This is a genomic window from Sulfurimonas sp. (genome assembly GCF_018698455.1).
Lineage (GTDB): Bacteria > Campylobacterota > Campylobacteria > Campylobacterales > Sulfurimonadaceae > Sulfurimonas.
In genome coordinates this window covers 33,144-52,582 of the sequence record NZ_JABIOQ010000056.1, presented here as the reverse complement: position 1 = coordinate 52,582, position 19,439 = coordinate 33,144, and the positions used below count along the sequence as shown (strand labels likewise).

Here is a 19,439-nt window from a genome sequence, read left to right as displayed (position 1 = left end):
TTTTTCCTTATTTATGTCTATTAATATATTTAGTTAGTAACGAAGACAGCTCACTCTGTAGGTTCTCCTCAAAGCTAAGCATTACATTACTTAATTCGTCTGCTAGTTCATTTGCTTGTTTCATCGACTCATCAAGCCCTAGAATAGTTACAAAACTATTTTTATCTTCATCGTTGTTTGTAAGTTTACCTGCTTCTTCACTGCTCTGCGTTACATCGAGTATGTCATCTTGGATTTGGAAAAGAAGTCCAAGTTTAATACCAAACTCATATAAGCTATCAGCTAAATCTTCTTTACCAACTATAATCGCACCCATTTTTAGTGAAGCTGCAATAAGCTTTGCTGTTTTGTTTGTATGGAGTATTTTTATATCTTCAACTTTAAGAGGTTTGTTCTCAAAGTGACAGTCTATTGCTTGACCTAAAACCATACCATTAAGTCCACCATTACTTGCTAACTCTCTGATGAGTTTTACACGTGTTTCATTTGAAAAAGGTGCATTTGATAAAACTTCAAAAGAGTAAGTATTTAAAGCATCACCAACAAGAATCGCTGTCACTTCATCAAAAGTTACATGCAGTGTAGGATTACCACGACGAAGTGGTGAGTCATCCATAGCTGGTAAATCATCATGAATAAGCGAGTATGTATGAAGAAGTTCTATAGCAAACGCAGCATGACGAGCACCCTCAAGTAAAAGTGGGTTATATGCATTTACAACACCCAGTAAAAGTGCAGGACGAAAACGCTTGCCACCGGCAATAAGCATGTTTTGTAAAGCATTCTCATAATGAGGGTGAATACTCTTTGAAGTTGGTAGGTTATCTGTTAAAAATTTCTCAAAGTTTTGCATATGCAATATTATACTTTTTCTACTTAATATTTACAAAAAATTGAAAGTTTCTTCTCTCAAAAAGAAGTGATGAAAAGTCTTTAAAGCCTTCTATGTGCTTACGGAGTTCTTTTTGTGTTTTTACTTCAGCTCCATTTACCTGAATAAGTCTATCTCCAACTAATAGTCCATAGCCTAAAAAATTCTGAGAAAGTTTTGTAATATGAAGTTGCTTATCAAAATAGACACCCTTTTGCTCTAAAAAAGTATCGCTAACATAACCACCACCATATCGCTTAGATGTTTCTACAAGTAAGTTAAGAACTTTTCCATCACGCTTCACTTGTACTTTATGCTTTGAACCTATTTTTGAAAAAAGCACTTTTCTCATTAAGACAGAGGCAGCTTTTATTTTTACACCATCAAATGTAAGAATACAATCATCTTTTTTAAATAGGTTATTTTTCATATATGGATCACTCTCAGAAACTAAAACATAACCACCTTCATTTTTAACTCTTATTCCAATATCTGAATATGCAACTTTACTTGAGGATACAAATCTTTTTAAATACTCTTTTTGAATAATTCCTTCTGGAGTCACAATAGCTTCTAGAGAACAACAACTACTTGTAATTAATGCAGGTGTTGTAGTTTTTTGACTAAAAGTAGCAAAGGAATTAAGACCAACTTGATTCTTTAAAACCTTGCTCTCTCTTGCATCAGTTGTATTAACCATTGCTAAACCGAGTTGTAATCGCATATTTATAGCAAAAGGGTAAGGGAACTTATTTGTATCTTCAATAAGGTAGAGGGAAAGAAAAGGGTCATATTTTAATATTTTAGCATTTGGAGTAGTTTTGGACCATATAAGTAGTTCTGTGTTTTTTATAGGAATATGTAAAGAATTATTTTGAATTGTTTTAGAGTCATTTATTTTTTCTATGCAGGAATCATAACCACCTTGACAGGAATAAAGGTTAAATAAAAGAAGGTTTAGTGCTATAAATAGGCGAAGCACCTATTTAGTCCCACTAAAGGGATTACCCATGGAATTTAGCATTCCCATGGCACTCTGTTGTTGGTTGGTTTGAACCATTTTATTTGCATCATTTATAGCACCTATGAGTAAAATTTCTAGTGAACTTTTGTCAGAAAGTAGTTCATCATCAATAAGTAAATCGATAACTTCACCACTTCCATTAACACTTAGCTCAACTAGGCCACCACCAGTTTTAACACTGTAAGTCTTTTGTTCTAGTTCACTCTTGAGTTTATCTGCATTTCCCTGCATTCCCTCAAGCATTTTACTCATATTTTCCATATCAAACATTGTTTAGATATGTTCCGCTATTGTTTCTATATCGTTGTTATCATCGAGAATAACAACTTTTGGTTCATAATTTTCAAGTTCTTTTTCATCATAAGTTGCATAAGCAACAATAATTACTTTGTCGCCTTTATGAACTTTTCTAGCAGCCGCACCATTTAGGCAGATATCGCGAGAACCGCGTTCACCTAAAATAATATAAGTAGAAAAACGCTCACCATTGTTGATATTTAATATCTCTACTTTCTGTCCAACTCGCATCTTAGAAGCTTCTAAAAGCTCCTCATCTATAGTAATAGAACCAACATAGTTTAAGTTAGCATCAGTAACAGTAGCACGATGAATTTTGCTGTACAACATATCAATTAACATAGCTCTTTCCTTACATTCCCATTTGTTTTTTTGCGTCAGCAGGAGATATTGGAGCATCCCACATTTCGTCACTAATTACATACTCTTGGACAACATTTCCACCAACAATATGCTCAGCGATAATTCTGTCTATTTTCTCTTCTGTAAGACCAACATACATAGTATGACCTGGCTCTACTAGCATTATTGGACCTGCTGAACATCTATTCATACATGAAGTTTTGATGATTGGTGCAGTCATCATAATCCCTTCTTTCATAAGTTTCATTGCTGTGTACTGAAAGAGACCTTTAGTATCTTCTGTTACACAAGATGGTTTTGGCATACCTGGAGGAGCTGACTGCTCACACTTAAATATATAAAATGCTGGTTGAGGGATTCCCATAATAATAGTCCTTTGAAATATTTATGAAATTATATCTAAAAATTTATCCATATAAACTCATGGAGGAAAATAAGTTATTTTATTTAAGTTAAGTAGTAAGTTTTTAGATATAATTCACTAAATTATAACATAGGATATGCTCTCTTGAAAACTTTACTATTTTTTATGGTTCTTGCTTCTTCTTTGTATAGTGATGCTAAGATTTATACTGGGGCAAACTATGGCTTCTACAATGAATCTTTCACTAATACCCTAGCAGAAAGTTCCAACCAACTTGCAAGTATAAAACTCGGATATGGCAAACGTGAAGCTTATGCCATAGAGTGTTCCCTAGAATTTCTAAAGAATAACTCAAAGATATTTTCAGCAGAGGATGCTAATAAGTATGCTTTCAATCTAGAACTTATCAAAGCATTTGAATTAACAAAACACCTTAATCCCTTTGTAAAAATAGGCTTTGGAACAGGAATTTTAAAAATCGAGAGGAAGCTTCAGTCTGGTTTATCTTATGGAACCTTTAATGTAGGGCTAGGTGCATACATTCCACTCTCTGAGCACTTTGATTTTGAGGTGGGCTACTTATATAAGGCTGCCTCTTATGAACAGATAGACACTATAGTAGAACAAACTTCTTATAAATCGGATATAAACATGTTTTATACCGGTTTAAATGTAAGGTTTTAGGAGAAAATATGAAACAAATAATAACTACACTATTAACTACTCTTGCACTTATGCTCACAGCCTGTGGTCAAGGCACTTCTGCTCCACTTAAAGATGTAGTAGGCATCAAGATAAATGAAGCAAACCAAAGTATTTATTCTACGGATGCGTCAATTCAACTAAGTGCTACAGTTACTTATGATGATAATTCAACAGATGATGTAACAGAGTATGTTGAGTGGAAAAGCTCAACTGATAAACTTACTGTTTCAACATCAGGTGTAGTAAGTGTTGGTTTTTATAATGGAGGTGATTCAAATATCTCTATTGCTTATGAAACATTAACGGATGGACCAGTAAATATAGCTCTTATTCCAATGAAAGATTTTAATATCACGGTTTCTGATGGAGGTACCCCAGCAAGTGGTGATCAACCTTTACTAGCAACAGGAATATTTGAAGATAATACAAGTAGAGTCATCCTTAGAAATATTTTATGGGATTTAAACAATAGTGCTACCATATCCATAGAAGGAAACGATACTCTGATAACACTACTTAGTGGAGACACAAAGATAACTGCAAGTATGTTTATCTATGATAACGACTATAATCAAACTGAAGAGATAATTTATACAGCACCTTAAGAGAGCTATTAAATATTTAAAAGCTCTCTCACAACTTCTCTATCATCAAATGGAAATCTCTCTCCATAGATGATTTGGTGTGACTCATCACCTTTTCCTAGTATAACAACAACCTCTTCATCACCTTGCTCATCGAGAGCCATCTCAATTGCTTTTCTTCTATTTAACTCTACCATTACATTTGTTTGGTCTTCTATACCACTAAGGATATCATTGACTATTGCGTCTGGATCTTCGTTACGTGGGTTATCACTAGTTATATAGACTCTTTTAGCTAAAGAAGCTGCAACTCTGCCCATCATTGGACGTTTACTTACATCTCTATCGCCACCCGCTCCAAATACTACTAATAGTTCTTTCTCTTTAAGTGCATTAAGAACCTGCTGCATACCATCAGGTGTGTGAGCAAAATCTACAATTACATTTGGCACTTGACATACCTGCTCCATACGTCCACTTACTCCCGCGAAGTTATCCATAGTAGCTGCTACCTCTTCGAGTTTTAGCCCTGTTAGTAGATGAACTGCTCCAACAGCAGCCATAAGGTTATAAAGATTAAAAAATCCATGAAGAGCTGCAGTAAAAGGTACTATATCTTGAAAATGTTGAATAATTCCACTACTTGCGTTATTTAATGAATAAGCCATAAGTCTATATGTTGCAGGATTTTCTATTCCATATGTGTAAGCATTTTTAAAGTTAAAGTCAGCCTTTGGTTCATCTTTATTTATAAGCTTTTTACCATCATCCTTAAAAAAAGAATTTTTAACAGCTGTATATTCTTCAATGGTTTTATGATAATCTAGATGATCCTGAGTTATATTTGTAAGTATCTTTAACTCAAAATTCAAGCCTTCAACTCTTTTTTGTACAATGGCATGAGAGCTTACTTCCATAATAAAAAACTCACAACCAGCATCAACAGCCTGATAGATATGCTTATAAGTGTTTAAAACTGAAGGAGTAGTCAGCGTTTTACCTTCTAAAACTTTATCATTCATAAAAAGACCACGTGTTCCTTGCATCGCCACCTTATAACCCAAATCTAAAAGAAAAGAATAAATAGCACTTGCTGTAGTAGTTTTACCATTTGTACCTGTAATTCCAATAATTTTTATTTTGTCTATACCAAAAAGTTTTGCAATTTCTTCTATTTTAATAATAGAATGGGCATTATTGTTTTCAGCATTTTGGAGGTATTTTTCATTTTGTGTAGTTATAACAAAAGCTGTCTCACTGTCACATTCTTGAGAGTTCTCAGTTACGTATTTATAGGGCTGGTTTGGTAATTCAATCTTCAATAATTTAACCTTTAACAAGTTTTTCAAAAAGTTTACTCAGTAGTTTATCACTTGGATAAATACTTAAAGCATTTTCTAAATATGTGAGTGCCATCTCTGCAAAATCATGTTCTATTAATTTATCTAAGAAATCTATAAAGTCATCTTTTTGTGTAATAATAACAGGTGTTGAAAACATAATATTTTCAAATGTCTCTTTAAATTCTCCACCTTCACTAAGAATCTTTTTAAAATCACTATAAAGAATTCCATCTTCATACTCCAACTTTTCTCTAAGAGGTGAGCTAAATGCTTCACTTAATTTTTCAAGTGAGCCGTTCATATTTTCTAAAATATCTCCCATAATCTTATCGGCAGACTCTTTATCCTCTTCTTTAAGTATCTCATAATAATCAAAAAGTGCTTCAGCCCCACCTTCTCCACTCATAGCCATTTCAGAAAGTATCACGCAGTTATATGCTTCTTTTGAATTTGGATAATTTTGTAGTACGATGGCAAATTTTTCTAATGCTATTCTATATTCAGCTTTAGAGAAACTATCTTTTGCTTGTGTTAATGTTTTATACTTATTTATAATATTCATTCTTATCTTTTGGGGCACTAAATGCCGATACTAAACTCGCTAAAGTGAGAGTTTGCTATTTATCTTAAAGGTTGTCTATATCATTTTCCATACCTGCAGGTACATTTATAACTGACAACTCTGGATGTATATCCATTCTTAGTTGGCGTTCAACACCATACTTTAGAGTTGTTCCACTACTTCCACAACCTACACATGCACCTTTTAGTTGTACATATACACATCCGTTTTTTACAGTTACAAAGTCAATATCTCCACCATCGAGTGCTAATGATGGACGTACTTTATCTATTACTAATTTAACTGGTTCTACTAACTCTTCATCAGAAAATGGTATCATTTTTTTCCTTTTATTTCATTTCATTTGTTTAAATTTTTTTTAATATCATAAAGTATGACAATATCGCTTAACAAGTCATAAAGAAATAAACTAGCTAATATTTTAAAGAGAGAATATCTTGTACATAAGATGGACTTCTCATGCCCACAAGTATATAATCAATACTTTCTTCTTGTAATAAAAAGTCTATAGCTATCTTCACAAGAGGCATATCACTTGTACCTAATTCTTCTTTTAGCGATATTCTAGTAGATTTACTACACTCATAAGCTACCATTTTTCTATACTCACCTAAAAACATATCTATATATTTAAGCATTCCGTCAAGGTTGGCTTCTTCTATGTTTTCAAGACTAGTTTTAATATGTGGAATGATTTGAGAGTACAAAAAGCTATCATAATCACCCAGCCAACCAAACTTATGTTTATTTTCATCTAGCTGTTGCAATAGGTTATATAAAGGTTTTAAATCATCATTATCACAAACATCCATTAACTCATTAAGATGATGAAAATACTCTTGACTTTCATCATAATCGGCAAGCCTAAACATAAGCTCTTCTTTTTGAGCATTTAATGGACGATTCGTTAAAACTCTAAGCCCATTTTCTTTTGCCCATAAAGCACATTTTAGCCCCTCTGTTTCTAGTAAATTAATTGGTAATTCAATAGTTGTAAAACTGTGTTGATTATTACCAACAAATTCAGACGCTTTGTCCGCTAGTGTAATTAAGTCTTCATATGGAAGAAATTCAACATCTGTATTTTCTTTTGCAAAACTATTAGAACTTATACCATAAGATCCTACTGTTCCAGCCTTTACTTGTTCTTCTAAACCGACAAATACATCAAATATTCTATCGTACATAGTATCTAAAGCTTCGTCTATATCTTTCTTTCTTTTAAGGGCATCTAGGAGAAAGTATTCAGGATTATGTACAAGGTAACAATCAATCTTGGTTTGTTCTAAACGTGATAAAGATTTAAAAAGCTGGTCTTTCATGAAAGATGTAGAAATCGAGTGATAACAATCATCTGAAAACATAACAACATCTTCAAATGCTTCTTCCTTGTGTGCTATTAAATTTGAACCTTGTATGTATCCGAACTTACTGACAATCTCTATGCTATCGCGTTTATCTTCATCAAAGTTTCTTAAAGCTAGTGCAATAGCTCTCTCAGCACCACCATCCATATAGTTTGATGATGTATCTATCAGAGTGACACCAGAGTCAATGGCCTCAATAAGTGCTTGAATATGTTGGGGGTTTTCATCTGTAATTCTATATGTTCCAAATGCGAAATTACTCATTGTAAATCCTGTTTGTTAAAGTATTTTAGTATGTGGAAGTTTAAAGGGGTTAAACGCGAGGCAAAGCCTTGCATTTAGATTTTAGCAGTTAAAACTAAACTAACTCGATAAATGCCATTGTAGTAGCATCACCACGACGAATTCTAGTTCTAATAATTCTAGTATATCCACCATTACGGCCTACATACTTAGGAGCTATTTCATTTACTAAAGTTTTTGTTGCTTCTTTACTTTGAAGCGCAGCAAATACTGTTCTATGAGCATTAGAATCATTCTTAGTAGCAACTGTAATAAGTTTTTCTACATATGAACGTAATTCTTTTGCTTTAATAACAGTAGTTTCAATTTTTCCATGTTCTATTAACGAAATACTAAGGTTCTTTAGTAAAGCAGCACGGTGTGCACTTGTACGACCTAGTTTACGATATCCATGACGGTGTCTCATATCTAATCCTCAATTAAGCTTGTAAAGCTTCTATTTTCTTTTTTAATGCAGTAACTACATCATCAGCTAGGTCTGCACCAACAGCAAAACCGAACTCTTGAACTTTCTCAACGATTTCATCGTAAGATTTTTTTCCAAGATTCTTAACATTTTTCAAATCGTTAGTACTCATAAGTGTAATTTCACCTATTAGTTTAATGCTTGAACGGTCAAGGCAGTTGAAACTACGAGCACTTAAACCTAAACTATCAATGTTAGTAGTTAGTTTTTTAAGATCTGGTGACTCTTCAACTCTTTCAATTGTTGCAGGAGCTTTAATACTAATCTCAGAATTAAATACAGCAAGTTGTGCATACATAACTTCTAAAGAGTTTCTAAATGCATCTACTGGAGTAATCTGACCATCAGTTTTAATGTTCATAACAACTCTTTCAAAGTTAGGGTTGTCTTCAACTAATACATTTTCCATTTTATAAGTTGCACTTCTTACCGGAGTAAAAAAAGCATCTAAAGCAATGTATCCATCTTCTAATTCTTCATAAGTATCTTCACTAGGAACATAACCTATACCTTGAGCAATTTTAATGCTAAAGTTAAGAGTAGAATCTTCATTTAAAGTAGCTAGTGGTGCATCTGGAGTAACAATAGCTACTTCATCGTTAGAAAGGTCTTTTCCTGTAATAGTGCAAGGACCTGCAAAACTATAATTTACTTCTGATTCAGTTGCATCATCATTTAATTTAAAGCGAATCTCTTTAAGGTTTAAGATAAAGTCTGAAATATCTTCAAGCATACCACGAACAGAGTCAAACTCATGTTTAGCACCTTCTATTTTAATAGCTATTGGTGCATAACCAACAGAACTACTTAATAGAAAACGGCGAAGAGGATGAGCTAGAGAAACACCATATCCTGTTTCAAAAGGATATGCCATAATGTTAGCTTCATTCTCACTAATTTGTTCAACTTCAAACTCCTGAGGAGCAAGTGGAGTAGTTTTAATTTTTTTCATCTCTTATACGCCTTTAATTACTATTTAGAGTAAAGCTCAACGATTAAACGTTCTTCAACAGGAATAACAACTTCATCACGTTCTGGTAGACGAGTAAAAATACCAAATACTTTCTCAGCATCGATATCAACCCATGGCGCTAAACCAGTTTGATTAGTAAGTTCAATAGCACGAACAACTTGGTTGTTCTTTTTGCTTGCTTCACGAACTTCTATTTTCTGACCAGGCTTAACACGGTAAGAAGGAATATCAAGTTTTTTGCCATCTACTAAAAGGTGACCGTGAGTTACAAGTTGACGAGCAAATCTACGAGTTGAAGCAAAACCCATACGATAAACAACGTTATCAAGTCTAGATTCAATTAAAGTAATAAGGTTTGTACCTGTATTTCCTTCTCTTCTTTTTGCTTCAACGAATAAAGCACGGAATTGCTTTTCAGAAACACCATACATGAATTTCGCTTTTTGCTTTTCATTAAGTTGTAAACCATACTCAGAAACTTTCTTACGACGCTGACCATGTTGACCAGGACCATAAGGTCTTTTTTCTAATGCAGATTTACCTGCTAAACGACGCTCACCTTTAAGGTTAAGGCTTACACCGAATCTTCTTTCGATTTTTTCTACTGGACCTCTATATCTTGCCATCAGTAATCTCCTTAAACTCTACGACGCTTAGGTGCGCGACAACCGTTGTGTGGTAATGGAGTTACGTCTTTCATAAATGTAACACGAATACCCTCAATTGCACCAACAGCTTTAGTTGCAGTCTCACGACCAGAACCAGGACCTTGAACTTTAATACCAAGTTCTTTTATACCATGTACTTGCGCTTTTGCAATTGCATCTTCAGTTGCAGCTTGTGCAGCAAATGGAGTCGATTTCTTAGAACCTTTAAATCCTAAAGAACCAGCAGAACTCCAAGCAATCATGTTACCCATCTCATCTGTAATAGTTACAAGAGTATTATTAAATGATGCAGCAATGTGGCAGATACCACGTGCAATATTCTTTTTTACTACTTTTTTTCTAACAGCTTTTCTTTTTGCCATCTATAATCCCTTACGCTGCGCCGACAGTCTTACGTTTACCCTTACGAGTACGCGCATTTGTCTTTGTTTTTTGTCCACGACATGGAAGACCACGACGGTGACGGAGACCTCTGTATGAACCTAAATCCATAAGAGCCTTAATATCCATAGCTACTTTCTTACGTAAATCACCTTCAACCATATGGTTGGCACGGATTTCAGCAGTAATTGCAGCTACATCAGCTTCATTGAGTTCGAAAACTCTTTTGTTATAGTCTATGCCAGTCGCATCTAAAATTAGACGAGAAGCATGAAGACCAATACCATAGACATACGTTAGACCGTATTCTATTCTTTTCTTTTTAGGTAAATCAACACCAGATATACGAGCCATGGTTATCCTTGTCTCTGTTTATGTTTTTTAACTTTGCAGATTACTCTTACAATGCCTTTTCTCTTGACAACTTGACAGTCATCACACATCTTCTTAACTGAAGCACGTACTTTCATTGAAAGCTCCTATATTTTCTCATAGAATCTGAACTAGTCCAGATTCTATTCAGTCACTAAAGCTACACCTATCGGTGAGAATTAATGAGTTAGTTTATCTTTGCTGCTTGTAGGCAAGCGATTGTTTTAGCTTGCCAATACTTTTATCTTTATAGAGTGTATATAGATAGAAATACTCTTTTTGTTTTGTTAAAACAGCAAAGCGGATGGGAATTATACCCAAACTATTTTAAAAGTTTTATTAATCCCACAATACACTCACTCCATACTCTTGATTTAGTACTATATATTTATTGTAATAAACTTTTTTTCCATATTTTTTACTGAGCAACTCTACTTCTACACTTTCATCGTTTAGTAGAGCTCTTACATCTTTATATTGTAACCATTTGCCATATCTCGACAATGTGTTTTGCCAAATTCTAAAATCACATGTTGCTTCTTCGGTGAGTTCAAATACTTCTCCATCTTCAGTCATCCAATGAGCATTTGAGCATGCATACAGTTTAATCTTTTTTCCAGAGACTTCTTTATCTCTCACTTCTATATCTCCATCTTCACAATATGGGCATTTTCCTAATGTCATATCAGATCCTTCTTCTTAAAAGTATAGGAATTGTATATGAAATATTAACTATAATACATTATTATTGCAGAGTGACATATTATTTAAAATTAGGAGTATTTTATGCAAAATGAATTTATGAACGCGATGGACTTTAGACATGCATGTAAAGTATTTGATGAGACGAAAAGAATATCTGATGAAAAAATAAAGTTTATCCTTGAATCTGGACGAAAATCCCCATCATCTTTTGGAATGGAGGCTTGGAAGTTTTTAGTAATCACTAACGAAGAATTAAAAACGAAACTTAGACCAGCTTGCTGGGATCAGGTTCAAGTCACAAGCTGTTCTCATTTAGTTGTGATACTTGCCGGAATAGACAGTGTAAAAGTGGAGTCAGGAGAAGTTAGAAAAAGGTTTGCTAGACGCGAGATGCCAGAAGAAGCACTTGATTTTTATATGGGGCTTTACACAAGTCATCTTGAGAGTACTTTAAGTAGTAATGAAAATATATATGCTTGGACAGCTAAGCAAGCATACATTGCAGCAGGAAATATGATGACTGCAGCTGCGTTTATTGGCATAGACTCTTGCCCTATCGAAGGCTTTGATAAAACGCAAGTAGAGAGTATACTTAGTCTAGACACATCAAAATACCAAGTAGCAATGGTTTTACCATTTGGATATAGAGTGAATGAGCAATCTCAACAATTACGTTTAGACTCTAAAGATATTATTGAGTTTATAAACTAGAATAAATAAAGCAACTAAAATTATATTTTATACCTAATCAAGAGAAAAGAGTATAAACTGCGATTATGAATGAATATATAAATAAATTCCAAAATGCAATAAACAATACATTTTTTTTAAAATTACCTCAAGAAGAGCAAGAGTTTATTAAAGAGAAATCTTTTGAACTAAAATTTTCACATCAAGAGCTTAAACAGATTATAGATATAGCTCGTGACCTAGGCATGTGGGATGAAAAAAGAATTACAGAAATTTTTCCAGATCATACACAGAGAAAAGTAGTTTTCACAAGACTGAGAGAGGCTTATGAGGCGATACGTAATCGCCCCAACTCTTATGAGAACTTCACACTTAAAAATATCCCACAAGAGCAAAAATTCACATTTAAAGTCGCTGATAAAAAAGGATTTGGTCTTGGTCTTTGCCCTGTGGCAAGTGAAAAAACACGTTGTTGTAACCTTATGACTCTTGATGCTGTAGAGTCGTGCGGTTTTGACTGTTCTTACTGTTCTATTCAAAGTTTTTACAATCAGAACACGATTACATTTGATAGTAGTTTTAAAGACAAACTTCTAAACTTAGAACTCGACAAGAACAAGACATATCATATAGGTACTGGTCAAGCTTCGGACTCTTTAATGTTTGGGAACAGAGAAGGTGTTTTAGATGCTCTTTTTGAATTTGCATTTAAAAATCCTAATGTTATACTGGAGTTTAAAACAAAATCAGACAATATCAAACACTTCTTAGAGAATGATGTCCCTAAAAATATTCTCTGTACTTGGAGCTTGAACACAAAAACTATCATAGAAAATGAAGAGCACCTTACTGCTTCACTTGATAAACGCATAGGTGCTGCCAGAAAACTAGCTGACAAAGGTGTTAAAGTAGGTTTTCACTTTCACCCCATTGTAGAGTATAATGGTTATATTGAAGAATACCAGAGTGTTTATCAAAGATTAATCAAAGAATTTCTACCTAGTGAAGTTGCTCTTGTAAGCTTTGGAACACTCACTTTTATTAAACCTGTTGTTAAACAACTTCGAGAGCGAGAGTTTAGAAGTAAAATCACACAAATCCAACATGTTGATGCTAGTGGAAAAACATCATATCCAGATGAAACAAAAGTAGAAATGTTTAAGTCAGCTTATGAAAGTTTCAAGGAATGGCAACAAGGTAAGGAGAAGGTATTTTTTTATCTATGTATGGAAGAACATCAAATGTGGGGTAAAACTTTTGGTTATCAGTATGCGACAAACAATGATTTTGAGCAAGCAATGCTCAGTTCATATTGTAATACATTAGAGCAAGATTATCTACTATAGATTAAGAAGCTCTAAGATAACCTAAATCTTTTTTATCTCTAAGTAAACAATATTCCTATTTAAATCAATTAACTCATTTTTATCATAAAAGTTTCAGCAACCTCTTCTAATATGAACTTATGTTTTGAACAAAAAGAATCATTCATAGTACTTACAATTTCTAAAGCTGTCGTTAAAGCATCGTCTTTTGAGTCGAACTCTACATTGTTATTCATATCACTTCTTTTGAAACAACCACACTCTCTATCTACTATTATTTTAAACATTTAATTTCCTTTAGTTTTTATTTGCGAATAATACCCAAATGCACTTTTCTGCATCTGAGTTCTTTTATATATATATTTTCTTAAGATATTAATAAAACTTGACTTACTTAAAGAGTTATTAGTTACAATTACACATATATATAAAGGCTACCAAGTGAATAAAAAAGTTTTACTTCTATGTACAGATAATAGTGCATTATCTATCTTTGGAGAAGCAGTTCTCAACAAGTATCTTCCTGGGGTAGAAGCTTATAGTGCTGGGGTGATAAACTCTACAAAGATTAATCCTAATGTAAAAACAGCCCTCGTTAAAGACGGTTCATGGTCTGATAAGTTTACTTCAAAAAACTTAAATGAAATGATGGATGTTGAGTATGACCTCGTAATCATTCTTAGCCAAAAAGCGACAAAGGCTTCTTCTAATTTTGGAGAGAAAACAGTTGTTATAGAGATAGAGTATGAAGAACCAAATTATGAAAATTCTACAAATATTGATCGTTTTATTAAAACAATCAAGATGGAACTCATTCCAATTACTCGAGATATTTTAGAACTATAATCACTCATATATGTGTAAGTACACTATATATAAATTAATATAAAACGGAAAAACCAAATGACACAAAACACACAAAGCTACTTTTTAGAGCTCGGAATCATAAACACTTTACTTATTGACAGACTAACGACACCTGGTGCTTATCTTATGGCACAAGATGGCAATGATGTCTTACTCCCTGGACCATACTTAACACAAGATATGAGAGAAGGAACACTTGTCGATGTCTTTATTTACACAGACTCAGAAGACAGACTCGTAGCTACTACACTAAAACCTACCGCTATGTTAGATGAACTTGCTCTTTTTGAAGTTATAGATGTAGCTCCTTTTGGGGCGTTTATGAATTGGGGACTAAGCAAAGATTTACTAGTTCCAAATATGTTTCAAAAGACTCCATTTAAACTTGGTGAAAAGAGATTCATAAGAGTCATTTATGATGAAAGAACTCACCGTCTAGTAGGAACAGAAAAACTAGGTGATTTTTTCGATAGAGATGTAAAAGGTTTAGCAGTAAATAAAGAAGCTAAAATACTTGTTATTGCAAAAACACCGCTAGGATTTAAGTGTCTTGTTAATGATAAATATGAGGGACTTATCTATCATAATGAAATCTTTGAAACCATTACACTTGGTGATGAAAGAACTGCTTATGTTAAATCTGTAAGAAAAGATGGCAATATCGATCTTACGCTCAGAAAAGCAGGTAGTAAAAAATCTGGTGGCAGTGATGAAAAAGTTCTAGCACTTCTCAAAGAGAATAAAGGAATCATGCCATATAACTATAAAAGTGATGCTGACCTTATCAAAGATGTCTTTAGCCTAAGTAAAAAAGAATTTAAGAGAACACTTACTTCACTACAAGATGCAAATAAAATAGAAGTAAAAGACACTGGTATATATCTAAAGGATTAAAAGATGATAAAGAAAAAAATCAATGAAGACTTAAGAGCGAAAAATATAGAGTTTATGATAGAAACAGTCAAATATAAAGCTCTTTACTTTTACCAACTTAAAATGACTGTTGACGTTATGGTACTTAATGATGAAAATGAAAAAGGTATAAAAAATATACCATTTGCTCATATTCCAAAAGCTACAAAAAAGATCATAAGACCAACTTAGTATGCAAGAAGAGCTTAATCAAGCAGCGAGTGGTGGTGATTTTTACATATGGATTGTAATGTTTTCTATTCTAGTTGTTGGTGTTGGTTATTTAGCTTATATAAATAAAGATATTCAAAGATAAATATGTTCTCAATATTATTTAGTGTACTTATTATAAAGCCTTTATATATTTTTTGTTATCATATAAATATTTATAAATTTCAAGGAAAAGATTATGAAAAAATGTGATTCACTGGACGAAGTAAGAAGCGAAATAGATGTAATTGATATTAAAATTGTTGAGTTGATTTCAGAGCGTAGTCATTTGATTCATCAAGCTGCTGGATTTAAAAACTCTGTAGAGGAAGTTAAGGCAGAAGATAGAATAGACTTTATACTTCAGCGTGTGCGTCATAAAGCTATAGAACTTGGAATAAATCCAAATATGCTTTCAGAATTATTTACAATTATGATTGATGAAATGGTTGAAATGGAAATATCTGAGTTTAGAAACTCATCCGTATTTTAAAAGAGGCGCCACACTTATGCTTTAGCGATAGTGGTGTTGGCATTCGCCCTGAGGTAAATCCGAGGAAGTACTCTTGGGGTGTAGTGCCAGAAATTCTTTTAACTATTTGTATCTATAAGTGATACGACCTTTATCAAGTGAGTATGGAGTTAACTCTAGTTTCACTTTATCACCTGGAAGAATCTTAATGTAATGCATTCTCATTTTTCCAGCAATGTGACATAAAATAATATGTCCATTATCTAATTCTACACGAAAAGTTGCGTTTGGCAATGCTTCAATAATCTTGCCATCAACTTCAATAACGTCTGTTTTAGCCATTATAAGTCCTTTTTTCTCTTAAGCAAGAGATAGTATTTCAGCTTTACCGTTGATAACTGCAACAGTATGCTCATAGTGTGAACCGCGTAAACCATCGGCACTAACAACATCCCACTTATTTGCTAAAATAATTGGTTTTGATTCTTTTTGACAAATCATAGGTTCCAAACAAAATACCATTCCATTTTTTATCTTTGGTCCAGCTTTCGCTTTTCCATCTAAAAAGTTAGGAATTTGAGGTTCTTCATGAGGTTTTCTACCTATTCCATGTCCACAAAAATCTCTTAAAGGTATATACCCTGCATCCAATATTGATTTTTCAAGAATTCCGGAGAGTTCTTTAAATCTCATTCCATCTCTTATCTGTTCGATAGCATGATAGAGTGTATCTTTTGCACAAGCAATTAAAGCTTCGTCCTCTTTTGTTATACTACCAACACCAACGCTAATAGCTGCATCACCGAACCAACCATCAAGTTCAGTTCCAATATCAAAACCAATAACATCTCCATCTTGGAGTTTGTAGTCAGTTGGAATACCGTGAATAATAACTTCATTGAGTGAAGTACAAACAGCATTTGGAAAACCGTATAAACCTTTAAAAGAAGGCTTGGCACCATGAGAACGGATATAATCCTCTGCCATAGCATCAAGGTCTTTTAAAGATGCTCCAATTTTTGTGTTTGTACGTAGTAGATCAAGAGCACCACCAACAATCTTGTTGGCAGCACGAAGTTTTTCAATCTCTTGGGGTTTTCTTAGCGAAATCGCCATTTTTAGAGACCGACCGCACTTAATGTTTCATATTTGCTCATATAAACCTGAGCTTCAACTTTTCTCATTGTATCAAGTGCAACTTGAACAACAATTAAAACTGCCGTACCACCAAAGAAGAATGGAACACCCATCCCTTTAATAATCATAAATGGTAATGTAGCTACAAGTCCTAAATAAAGTGCACCAGTAACAGTAAGTCTACTAGCTGTTTCATTTAAAAACTCTTTTGTCGCATTACCAGTACGAATACCTGGAATAAATCCACCTTGACGTTTTAGGTTATCTGCAATATCTTTTGCATTAAATGTAATAGATGCATAAAAGAATGCAAAGAATATTACAAATGAAAAAGTCAAAAAGTTAAAGAAATAACTATTTGGGTTGAGATAATCAGCAAACATTTGTACAGTTGGGTTTGTACTTGTTGACATTACTGTCATCGGGAACATTAATATTGCAGAAGCAAAAATAACTGGAATAACACCAGCCAAGTTTACCTTGATAGGAATATAGTTCATTACACGTTTATTTTGGTTCTGCATCATAGTCTTTTTAGCATATGTAACAGGAACACGACGTTCACCAAGTTCAACATAAATAATAATAGCTACTGTTCCTAAAATAAGGGCGAGTATCGCTATTACTGTAATAAAACTCATTGCACCAGTATTTACCATAGTTATTGTTTGACCAATAGCAGATGGAATAGCTGAAACAATACCAGCAAAAATGATTAAAGAGATACCGTTACCGATACCACTCTGTGTAATTTGCTCACCAATCCACATAAGTAACATAGTTCCAGCTAACATAGAGACAGCAGAAAGAAGTATAAATGTATTTTGATCAGCTAAAATTGCACTATTACCAGTAGGTCCAGTTAGGCTTTGGAGTCCAACACTTACACCAATCGCTTGAATAATTGTAATTACAATTGTTGCATAACGAATTATTTGCATGTATTTAACCATACCATCACGCTCTTTTTTCATTTGACCTAAAGTAGGAAATGTTGCAGCTAAAAGCTCCATAATAATTGAGGCTGTAATGTAAGGCATAATACCAAGTGAAATAATTGAGAGTCTCTCTACCGCGTTTCCGCTGAACATATTAAAAAGTCCTAGAGCATCTGCTTGATGTGAGTCGAAGAAAGAAGCAATAACTGCTGTGTCTACACCTGGAACTGGCACATAAGCCAGTAGGCGATAGACAAATAAAAACCCGATAGTAATAAGTATCTTATTAACTAGATTTTTATTCATTGTACTAGTTACCTGTAGTAGTAACGTTTTCGTCTTTAATTTTTGAAGCTAAATCTTTCGCAGTAGCTCCAACTAATTTAACTTTAGTAACACCTGCACCGATTTTGTGAACACTACGGAGAGTTTCCATAGTAATTTCAGCAAGTTCTGTAACAGCTTTTATTTTAGAAACATTAATCACATATGGCTTAACTAATCTAGAAGTAAATCCTATTTTAGGCATACGCTTTGCAAGTGGTTGTTGACCACCTTCAAAGTTTCTTTTTCTCTTGTAACCTGAACGAGATTTCTGACCTTTTTGACCTCTTGCTGAAGTCTTTCCAGTACCAGAACCTTGTCCACGTCCAACACGTTTACGATTTGCAGTAGAACCTTCAGAAGGTGTTAAATTTTCAATACCCATCATCTATCCTTTTAATCTGCCAAGTGCTTCAACAGTTGCGCGCACTAGAGTGTTAGGGTTGTTAGAACCGATTGATTTTGTAAGAATGTCTTTAATTCCTGCAAGCTCAAGAACTGGACGAGCAGCTCCACCAGCGATAACACCAGTACCTTCAGATGCTGGCTTAAGTAAAACACGAGAAGCGTTATACTTATGCTCAATATCGTGAGCGATTGTAGTACCTTTAATCTTAACAGTTGTTAAGTTTTTAAAAGCGTTATCAACAGCTTTACGAATAGCATCAGGAACCTCTTTAGCTTTACCAACACCGTAACCGATAGTACCATTTTTGTTACCAACAACTATAAGTGCAGTAAAACGAAAACGACGTCCACCTTTTACAACTTTAGTAACACGACCAATATTTACAATTGATTCTTCAAAATCATCTCTGTTAATTTCCATCATGTCTCCTTAAAACTTTATTTCGTTTGCACGAAGTGAGTCACCAAACGCAGCGATAACGCCGTGGTACTGGTAACCATTACGATCAAAAACAATCTCATTGATGTTAGCAGCTTTTAGTGTAGCAGCAAATGCTTCACCAAGTGCAGCAGCACCTTCTTTGTTTACTTTATGACCAGTTGACTTTGTGTTTAAAGCACATAATGTTGTTGCAGTAACATCATTAATTGCTTGTACACTTAAGTAACGATTTGACTTAAATACAGAAACACGAGGAAGTGAAGCACTACCAGATATTTTTGCACGAATACGTAACTTACGCTTTAAACGGTTTGCTACTTTTAATTTTAATACTTTTGCATTCAT

The 19,439-nt window shown here is 33.7% G+C and carries 32 protein-coding genes; 9 read left to right on the top strand and 23 right to left on the bottom strand.

Annotated features, from left to right (window positions below):
* Nucleotides 1-7 precede the first annotated feature (7 nt).
* From HOG88_RS07960 to HOG88_RS07940, 5 genes are read right to left on the bottom strand one after another with little or no spacing between them, the layout of a single operon-like run.
* Complete coding sequence (locus tag HOG88_RS07960) at nucleotides 8-853, bottom strand: polyprenyl synthetase family protein (RefSeq protein WP_295004961.1); 846 nt, start codon at nucleotides 851-853, stop codon at nucleotides 8-10.
* Between the two features lie 19 nt (nucleotides 854-872).
* A complete protein-coding gene (locus HOG88_RS07955; protein ID WP_295004959.1) occupies nucleotides 873-1,853 on the bottom strand; it encodes a PDZ domain-containing protein in 981 nt (326 codons plus the stop codon).
* Complete coding sequence (locus HOG88_RS07950) at nucleotides 1,854-2,165, bottom strand: YbaB/EbfC family nucleoid-associated protein (RefSeq protein ID WP_295004957.1); 312 nt, start codon at nucleotides 2,163-2,165, stop codon at nucleotides 1,854-1,856.
* Nucleotides 2,166-2,168: 3 nt separating this feature from the next.
* Nucleotides 2,169-2,534, bottom strand: a complete 366-nt coding sequence (gene panD, locus HOG88_RS07945) for an aspartate 1-decarboxylase (protein ID WP_295004955.1) — start codon at nucleotides 2,532-2,534, stop codon at nucleotides 2,169-2,171.
* A gap of 10 nt (nucleotides 2,535-2,544) precedes the next feature.
* Entirely contained in the window at nucleotides 2,545-2,919 is a 375-nt protein-coding gene (locus tag HOG88_RS07940; protein WP_295004953.1) for a (2Fe-2S) ferredoxin domain-containing protein, read from the bottom strand.
* A 144-nt stretch (nucleotides 2,920-3,063) separates the two neighbouring features.
* Between HOG88_RS07940 and HOG88_RS07935 the strand changes: the two genes are divergently transcribed.
* A complete protein-coding gene (locus HOG88_RS07935; protein ID WP_295004951.1) occupies nucleotides 3,064-3,603 on the top strand; it encodes an outer membrane beta-barrel protein in 540 nt (179 codons plus the stop codon).
* Between the two features lie 8 nt (nucleotides 3,604-3,611).
* Complete coding sequence (locus HOG88_RS07930; RefSeq protein WP_295004949.1) at nucleotides 3,612-4,229, top strand: hypothetical protein; 618 nt, start codon at nucleotides 3,612-3,614, stop codon at nucleotides 4,227-4,229.
* Nucleotides 4,230-4,237: 8 nt separating this feature from the next.
* On the opposite strand, the gene HOG88_RS07925 is transcribed toward HOG88_RS07930, so the two are convergent.
* The 11 genes from HOG88_RS07925 to HOG88_RS07875 all read right to left on the bottom strand — a co-directional run bounded on the left by HOG88_RS07925 (nucleotide 4,238) and on the right by HOG88_RS07875 (nucleotide 11,348).
* Nucleotides 4,238-5,530 carry a UDP-N-acetylmuramoyl-L-alanyl-D-glutamate--2,6-diaminopimelate ligase gene (locus HOG88_RS07925; protein ID WP_295004947.1) on the bottom strand — a complete coding sequence of 431 codons (1,293 nt, stop codon included), beginning with the start codon at nucleotides 5,528-5,530 and terminating at the stop codon, nucleotides 4,238-4,240.
* A 4-nt stretch (nucleotides 5,531-5,534) separates the two neighbouring features.
* Nucleotides 5,535-6,113, bottom strand: coding sequence for a hypothetical protein (locus HOG88_RS07920; protein ID WP_295004945.1), 579 nt, complete (start codon nucleotides 6,111-6,113; stop codon nucleotides 5,535-5,537).
* Nucleotides 6,114-6,177: 64 nt separating this feature from the next.
* A complete protein-coding gene (locus HOG88_RS07915; protein ID WP_295004943.1) occupies nucleotides 6,178-6,453 on the bottom strand; it encodes a NifU family protein in 276 nt (91 codons plus the stop codon).
* Nucleotides 6,454-6,547: 94 nt separating this feature from the next.
* Entirely contained in the window at nucleotides 6,548-7,765 is a 1,218-nt protein-coding gene (locus HOG88_RS07910) for an aldo/keto reductase (RefSeq protein WP_295004941.1), read from the bottom strand.
* A 94-nt stretch (nucleotides 7,766-7,859) separates the two neighbouring features.
* On the bottom strand, nucleotides 7,860-8,210 hold the full coding sequence (gene rplQ, locus HOG88_RS07905; RefSeq protein ID WP_295004939.1) for a 50S ribosomal protein L17: 351 nt from the start codon (nucleotides 8,208-8,210) through the stop codon (nucleotides 7,860-7,862).
* Nucleotides 8,211-8,223: 13 nt separating this feature from the next.
* Complete coding sequence (locus HOG88_RS07900; RefSeq protein WP_295004937.1) at nucleotides 8,224-9,222, bottom strand: DNA-directed RNA polymerase subunit alpha; 999 nt, start codon at nucleotides 9,220-9,222, stop codon at nucleotides 8,224-8,226.
* 20 nt (nucleotides 9,223-9,242) lie between these two features.
* Complete coding sequence (rpsD, locus tag HOG88_RS07895; protein ID WP_295004934.1) at nucleotides 9,243-9,869, bottom strand: 30S ribosomal protein S4; 627 nt, start codon at nucleotides 9,867-9,869, stop codon at nucleotides 9,243-9,245.
* Between the two features lie 11 nt (nucleotides 9,870-9,880).
* Entirely contained in the window at nucleotides 9,881-10,273 is a 393-nt protein-coding gene (gene rpsK / locus HOG88_RS07890) for a 30S ribosomal protein S11 (protein ID WP_295004932.1), read from the bottom strand.
* 10 nt (nucleotides 10,274-10,283) lie between these two features.
* A complete protein-coding gene (gene rpsM, locus HOG88_RS07885; RefSeq protein WP_207562110.1) occupies nucleotides 10,284-10,646 on the bottom strand; it encodes a 30S ribosomal protein S13 in 363 nt (120 codons plus the stop codon).
* A gap of 2 nt (nucleotides 10,647-10,648) precedes the next feature.
* Complete coding sequence (gene rpmJ, locus HOG88_RS07880) at nucleotides 10,649-10,762, bottom strand: 50S ribosomal protein L36 (protein WP_295004930.1); 114 nt, start codon at nucleotides 10,760-10,762, stop codon at nucleotides 10,649-10,651.
* A gap of 241 nt (nucleotides 10,763-11,003) precedes the next feature.
* Complete coding sequence (locus HOG88_RS07875; protein WP_295004928.1) at nucleotides 11,004-11,348, bottom strand: hypothetical protein; 345 nt, start codon at nucleotides 11,346-11,348, stop codon at nucleotides 11,004-11,006.
* A gap of 102 nt (nucleotides 11,349-11,450) precedes the next feature.
* Here HOG88_RS07875 and HOG88_RS07870 point away from each other — a divergent pair, with 102 nt between their 5' ends.
* Nucleotides 11,451-12,080, top strand: a complete 630-nt coding sequence (locus HOG88_RS07870) for an NAD(P)H-dependent oxidoreductase (protein WP_295004926.1) — start codon at nucleotides 11,451-11,453, stop codon at nucleotides 12,078-12,080.
* Between the two features lie 65 nt (nucleotides 12,081-12,145).
* Nucleotides 12,146-13,405 (top strand): spore photoproduct lyase family protein, encoded by a 1,260-nt coding sequence (locus tag HOG88_RS07865; protein WP_295004925.1) that lies wholly within the window; start codon nucleotides 12,146-12,148, stop codon nucleotides 13,403-13,405.
* Nucleotides 13,406-13,473: 68 nt separating this feature from the next.
* Here the strand turns inward: HOG88_RS07865 and HOG88_RS07860 are convergent, their stop codons facing one another.
* Nucleotides 13,474-13,671 (bottom strand): hypothetical protein, encoded by a 198-nt coding sequence (locus tag HOG88_RS07860; RefSeq protein ID WP_295004923.1) that lies wholly within the window; start codon nucleotides 13,669-13,671, stop codon nucleotides 13,474-13,476.
* 154 nt (nucleotides 13,672-13,825) lie between these two features.
* On the opposite strand from HOG88_RS07860, the gene HOG88_RS07855 reads away from it, so the two are divergent.
* From HOG88_RS07855 to HOG88_RS07835, 5 genes are all read left to right on the top strand, one after another.
* Nucleotides 13,826-14,230 carry an arsenate reductase ArsC gene (locus HOG88_RS07855; protein ID WP_295004921.1) on the top strand — a complete coding sequence of 135 codons (405 nt, stop codon included), beginning with the start codon at nucleotides 13,826-13,828 and terminating at the stop codon, nucleotides 14,228-14,230.
* A 57-nt stretch (nucleotides 14,231-14,287) separates the two neighbouring features.
* Nucleotides 14,288-15,145 carry a S1-like domain-containing RNA-binding protein gene (locus HOG88_RS07850; RefSeq protein ID WP_295004919.1) on the top strand — a complete coding sequence of 286 codons (858 nt, stop codon included), beginning with the start codon at nucleotides 14,288-14,290 and terminating at the stop codon, nucleotides 15,143-15,145.
* Nucleotides 15,146-15,148: 3 nt separating this feature from the next.
* Nucleotides 15,149-15,355 (top strand): hypothetical protein, encoded by a 207-nt coding sequence (locus HOG88_RS07845; protein WP_295004917.1) that lies wholly within the window; start codon nucleotides 15,149-15,151, stop codon nucleotides 15,353-15,355.
* A gap of 1 nt (nucleotide 15,356) precedes the next feature.
* A complete protein-coding gene (locus HOG88_RS07840) occupies nucleotides 15,357-15,479 on the top strand; it encodes a hypothetical protein (protein WP_295004915.1) in 123 nt (40 codons plus the stop codon).
* A 93-nt stretch (nucleotides 15,480-15,572) separates the two neighbouring features.
* Nucleotides 15,573-15,866 carry a chorismate mutase gene (locus HOG88_RS07835; protein ID WP_295004913.1) on the top strand — a complete coding sequence of 98 codons (294 nt, stop codon included), beginning with the start codon at nucleotides 15,573-15,575 and terminating at the stop codon, nucleotides 15,864-15,866.
* A gap of 102 nt (nucleotides 15,867-15,968) precedes the next feature.
* Here HOG88_RS07835 and infA read toward each other — a convergent pair whose 3' ends face one another.
* The 6 genes from infA to rplR are packed head-to-tail and all read right to left on the bottom strand — an operon-like array spanning nucleotide 15,969 to nucleotide 19,439.
* Nucleotides 15,969-16,187: a translation initiation factor IF-1 gene (gene infA / locus HOG88_RS07830; protein ID WP_295004911.1), complete on the bottom strand. Its 219-nt coding sequence runs from the start codon at nucleotides 16,185-16,187 to the stop codon at nucleotides 15,969-15,971.
* Between the two features lie 18 nt (nucleotides 16,188-16,205).
* Nucleotides 16,206-16,961: a type I methionyl aminopeptidase gene (map, locus tag HOG88_RS07825; protein ID WP_295004909.1), complete on the bottom strand. Its 756-nt coding sequence runs from the start codon at nucleotides 16,959-16,961 to the stop codon at nucleotides 16,206-16,208.
* A 2-nt stretch (nucleotides 16,962-16,963) separates the two neighbouring features.
* On the bottom strand, nucleotides 16,964-18,226 hold the full coding sequence (gene secY, locus HOG88_RS07820; protein ID WP_295004907.1) for a preprotein translocase subunit SecY: 1,263 nt from the start codon (nucleotides 18,224-18,226) through the stop codon (nucleotides 16,964-16,966).
* A 4-nt stretch (nucleotides 18,227-18,230) separates the two neighbouring features.
* Entirely contained in the window at nucleotides 18,231-18,629 is a 399-nt protein-coding gene (gene rplO, locus HOG88_RS07815) for a 50S ribosomal protein L15 (protein ID WP_295004905.1), read from the bottom strand.
* A gap of 3 nt (nucleotides 18,630-18,632) precedes the next feature.
* A complete protein-coding gene (gene rpsE / locus HOG88_RS07810) occupies nucleotides 18,633-19,073 on the bottom strand; it encodes a 30S ribosomal protein S5 (RefSeq protein ID WP_295004903.1) in 441 nt (146 codons plus the stop codon).
* 9 nt (nucleotides 19,074-19,082) lie between these two features.
* Entirely contained in the window at nucleotides 19,083-19,439 is a 357-nt protein-coding gene (rplR, locus tag HOG88_RS07805; protein ID WP_295004901.1) for a 50S ribosomal protein L18, read from the bottom strand.

Excerpts from the sequence above, each read along its gene's own strand:
- HOG88_RS07960 (WP_295004961.1), bottom strand. The coding sequence starts at position 853 with ATGCAAAACTTTGAGAAATTTTTAACAGATAACCTACCAACTTCAAAG.
- HOG88_RS07950 (WP_295004957.1), bottom strand. The coding sequence starts at position 2,165 with ATGTTTGATATGGAAAATATGAGTAAAATGCTTGAGGGAATGCAGGGA.
- panD (WP_295004955.1), bottom strand. The coding sequence starts at position 2,534 with ATGTTAATTGATATGTTGTACAGCAAAATTCATCGTGCTACTGTTACT.
- HOG88_RS07940 (WP_295004953.1), bottom strand. The coding sequence starts at position 2,919 with ATGGGAATCCCTCAACCAGCATTTTATATATTTAAGTGTGAGCAGTCA.
- HOG88_RS07930 (WP_295004949.1), top strand. The coding sequence starts at position 3,612 with ATGAAACAAATAATAACTACACTATTAACTACTCTTGCACTTATGCTC.
- HOG88_RS07920 (WP_295004945.1), bottom strand. The coding sequence starts at position 6,113 with ATGAATATTATAAATAAGTATAAAACATTAACACAAGCAAAAGATAGT.
- HOG88_RS07915 (WP_295004943.1), bottom strand. The coding sequence starts at position 6,453 with ATGATACCATTTTCTGATGAAGAGTTAGTAGAACCAGTTAAATTAGTA.
- HOG88_RS07910 (WP_295004941.1), bottom strand. The coding sequence starts at position 7,765 with ATGAGTAATTTCGCATTTGGAACATATAGAATTACAGATGAAAACCCC.
- rplQ (WP_295004939.1), bottom strand. The coding sequence starts at position 8,210 with ATGAGACACCGTCATGGATATCGTAAACTAGGTCGTACAAGTGCACAC.
- HOG88_RS07900 (WP_295004937.1), bottom strand. The coding sequence starts at position 9,222 with ATGAAAAAAATTAAAACTACTCCACTTGCTCCTCAGGAGTTTGAAGTT.
- rpsD (WP_295004934.1), bottom strand. The coding sequence starts at position 9,869 with ATGGCAAGATATAGAGGTCCAGTAGAAAAAATCGAAAGAAGATTCGGT.
- rpsK (WP_295004932.1), bottom strand. The coding sequence starts at position 10,273 with ATGGCAAAAAGAAAAGCTGTTAGAAAAAAAGTAGTAAAAAAGAATATT.
- rpsM (WP_207562110.1), bottom strand. The coding sequence starts at position 10,646 with ATGGCTCGTATATCTGGTGTTGATTTACCTAAAAAGAAAAGAATAGAA.
- rpmJ (WP_295004930.1), bottom strand. The coding sequence starts at position 10,762 with ATGAAAGTACGTGCTTCAGTTAAGAAGATGTGTGATGACTGTCAAGTT.
- HOG88_RS07875 (WP_295004928.1), bottom strand. The coding sequence starts at position 11,348 with ATGACATTAGGAAAATGCCCATATTGTGAAGATGGAGATATAGAAGTG.
- HOG88_RS07870 (WP_295004926.1), top strand. The coding sequence starts at position 11,451 with ATGCAAAATGAATTTATGAACGCGATGGACTTTAGACATGCATGTAAA.
- HOG88_RS07865 (WP_295004925.1), top strand. The coding sequence starts at position 12,146 with ATGAATGAATATATAAATAAATTCCAAAATGCAATAAACAATACATTT.
- HOG88_RS07860 (WP_295004923.1), bottom strand. The coding sequence starts at position 13,671 with ATGTTTAAAATAATAGTAGATAGAGAGTGTGGTTGTTTCAAAAGAAGT.
- HOG88_RS07850 (WP_295004919.1), top strand. The coding sequence starts at position 14,288 with ATGACACAAAACACACAAAGCTACTTTTTAGAGCTCGGAATCATAAAC.
- HOG88_RS07845 (WP_295004917.1), top strand. The coding sequence starts at position 15,149 with ATGATAAAGAAAAAAATCAATGAAGACTTAAGAGCGAAAAATATAGAG.
- HOG88_RS07840 (WP_295004915.1), top strand. The coding sequence starts at position 15,357 with ATGCAAGAAGAGCTTAATCAAGCAGCGAGTGGTGGTGATTTTTACATA.
- HOG88_RS07835 (WP_295004913.1), top strand. The coding sequence starts at position 15,573 with ATGAAAAAATGTGATTCACTGGACGAAGTAAGAAGCGAAATAGATGTA.
- infA (WP_295004911.1), bottom strand. The coding sequence starts at position 16,187 with ATGGCTAAAACAGACGTTATTGAAGTTGATGGCAAGATTATTGAAGCA.
- map (WP_295004909.1), bottom strand. The coding sequence starts at position 16,961 with ATGGCGATTTCGCTAAGAAAACCCCAAGAGATTGAAAAACTTCGTGCT.
- secY (WP_295004907.1), bottom strand. The coding sequence starts at position 18,226 with ATGAATAAAAATCTAGTTAATAAGATACTTATTACTATCGGGTTTTTA.
- rplO (WP_295004905.1), bottom strand. The coding sequence starts at position 18,629 with ATGGGTATTGAAAATTTAACACCTTCTGAAGGTTCTACTGCAAATCGT.
- rpsE (WP_295004903.1), bottom strand. The coding sequence starts at position 19,073 with ATGGAAATTAACAGAGATGATTTTGAAGAATCAATTGTAAATATTGGT.
- rplR (WP_295004901.1), bottom strand. The coding sequence starts at position 19,439 with ATGAATGCAAAAGTATTAAAATTAAAAGTAGCAAACCGTTTAAAGCGT.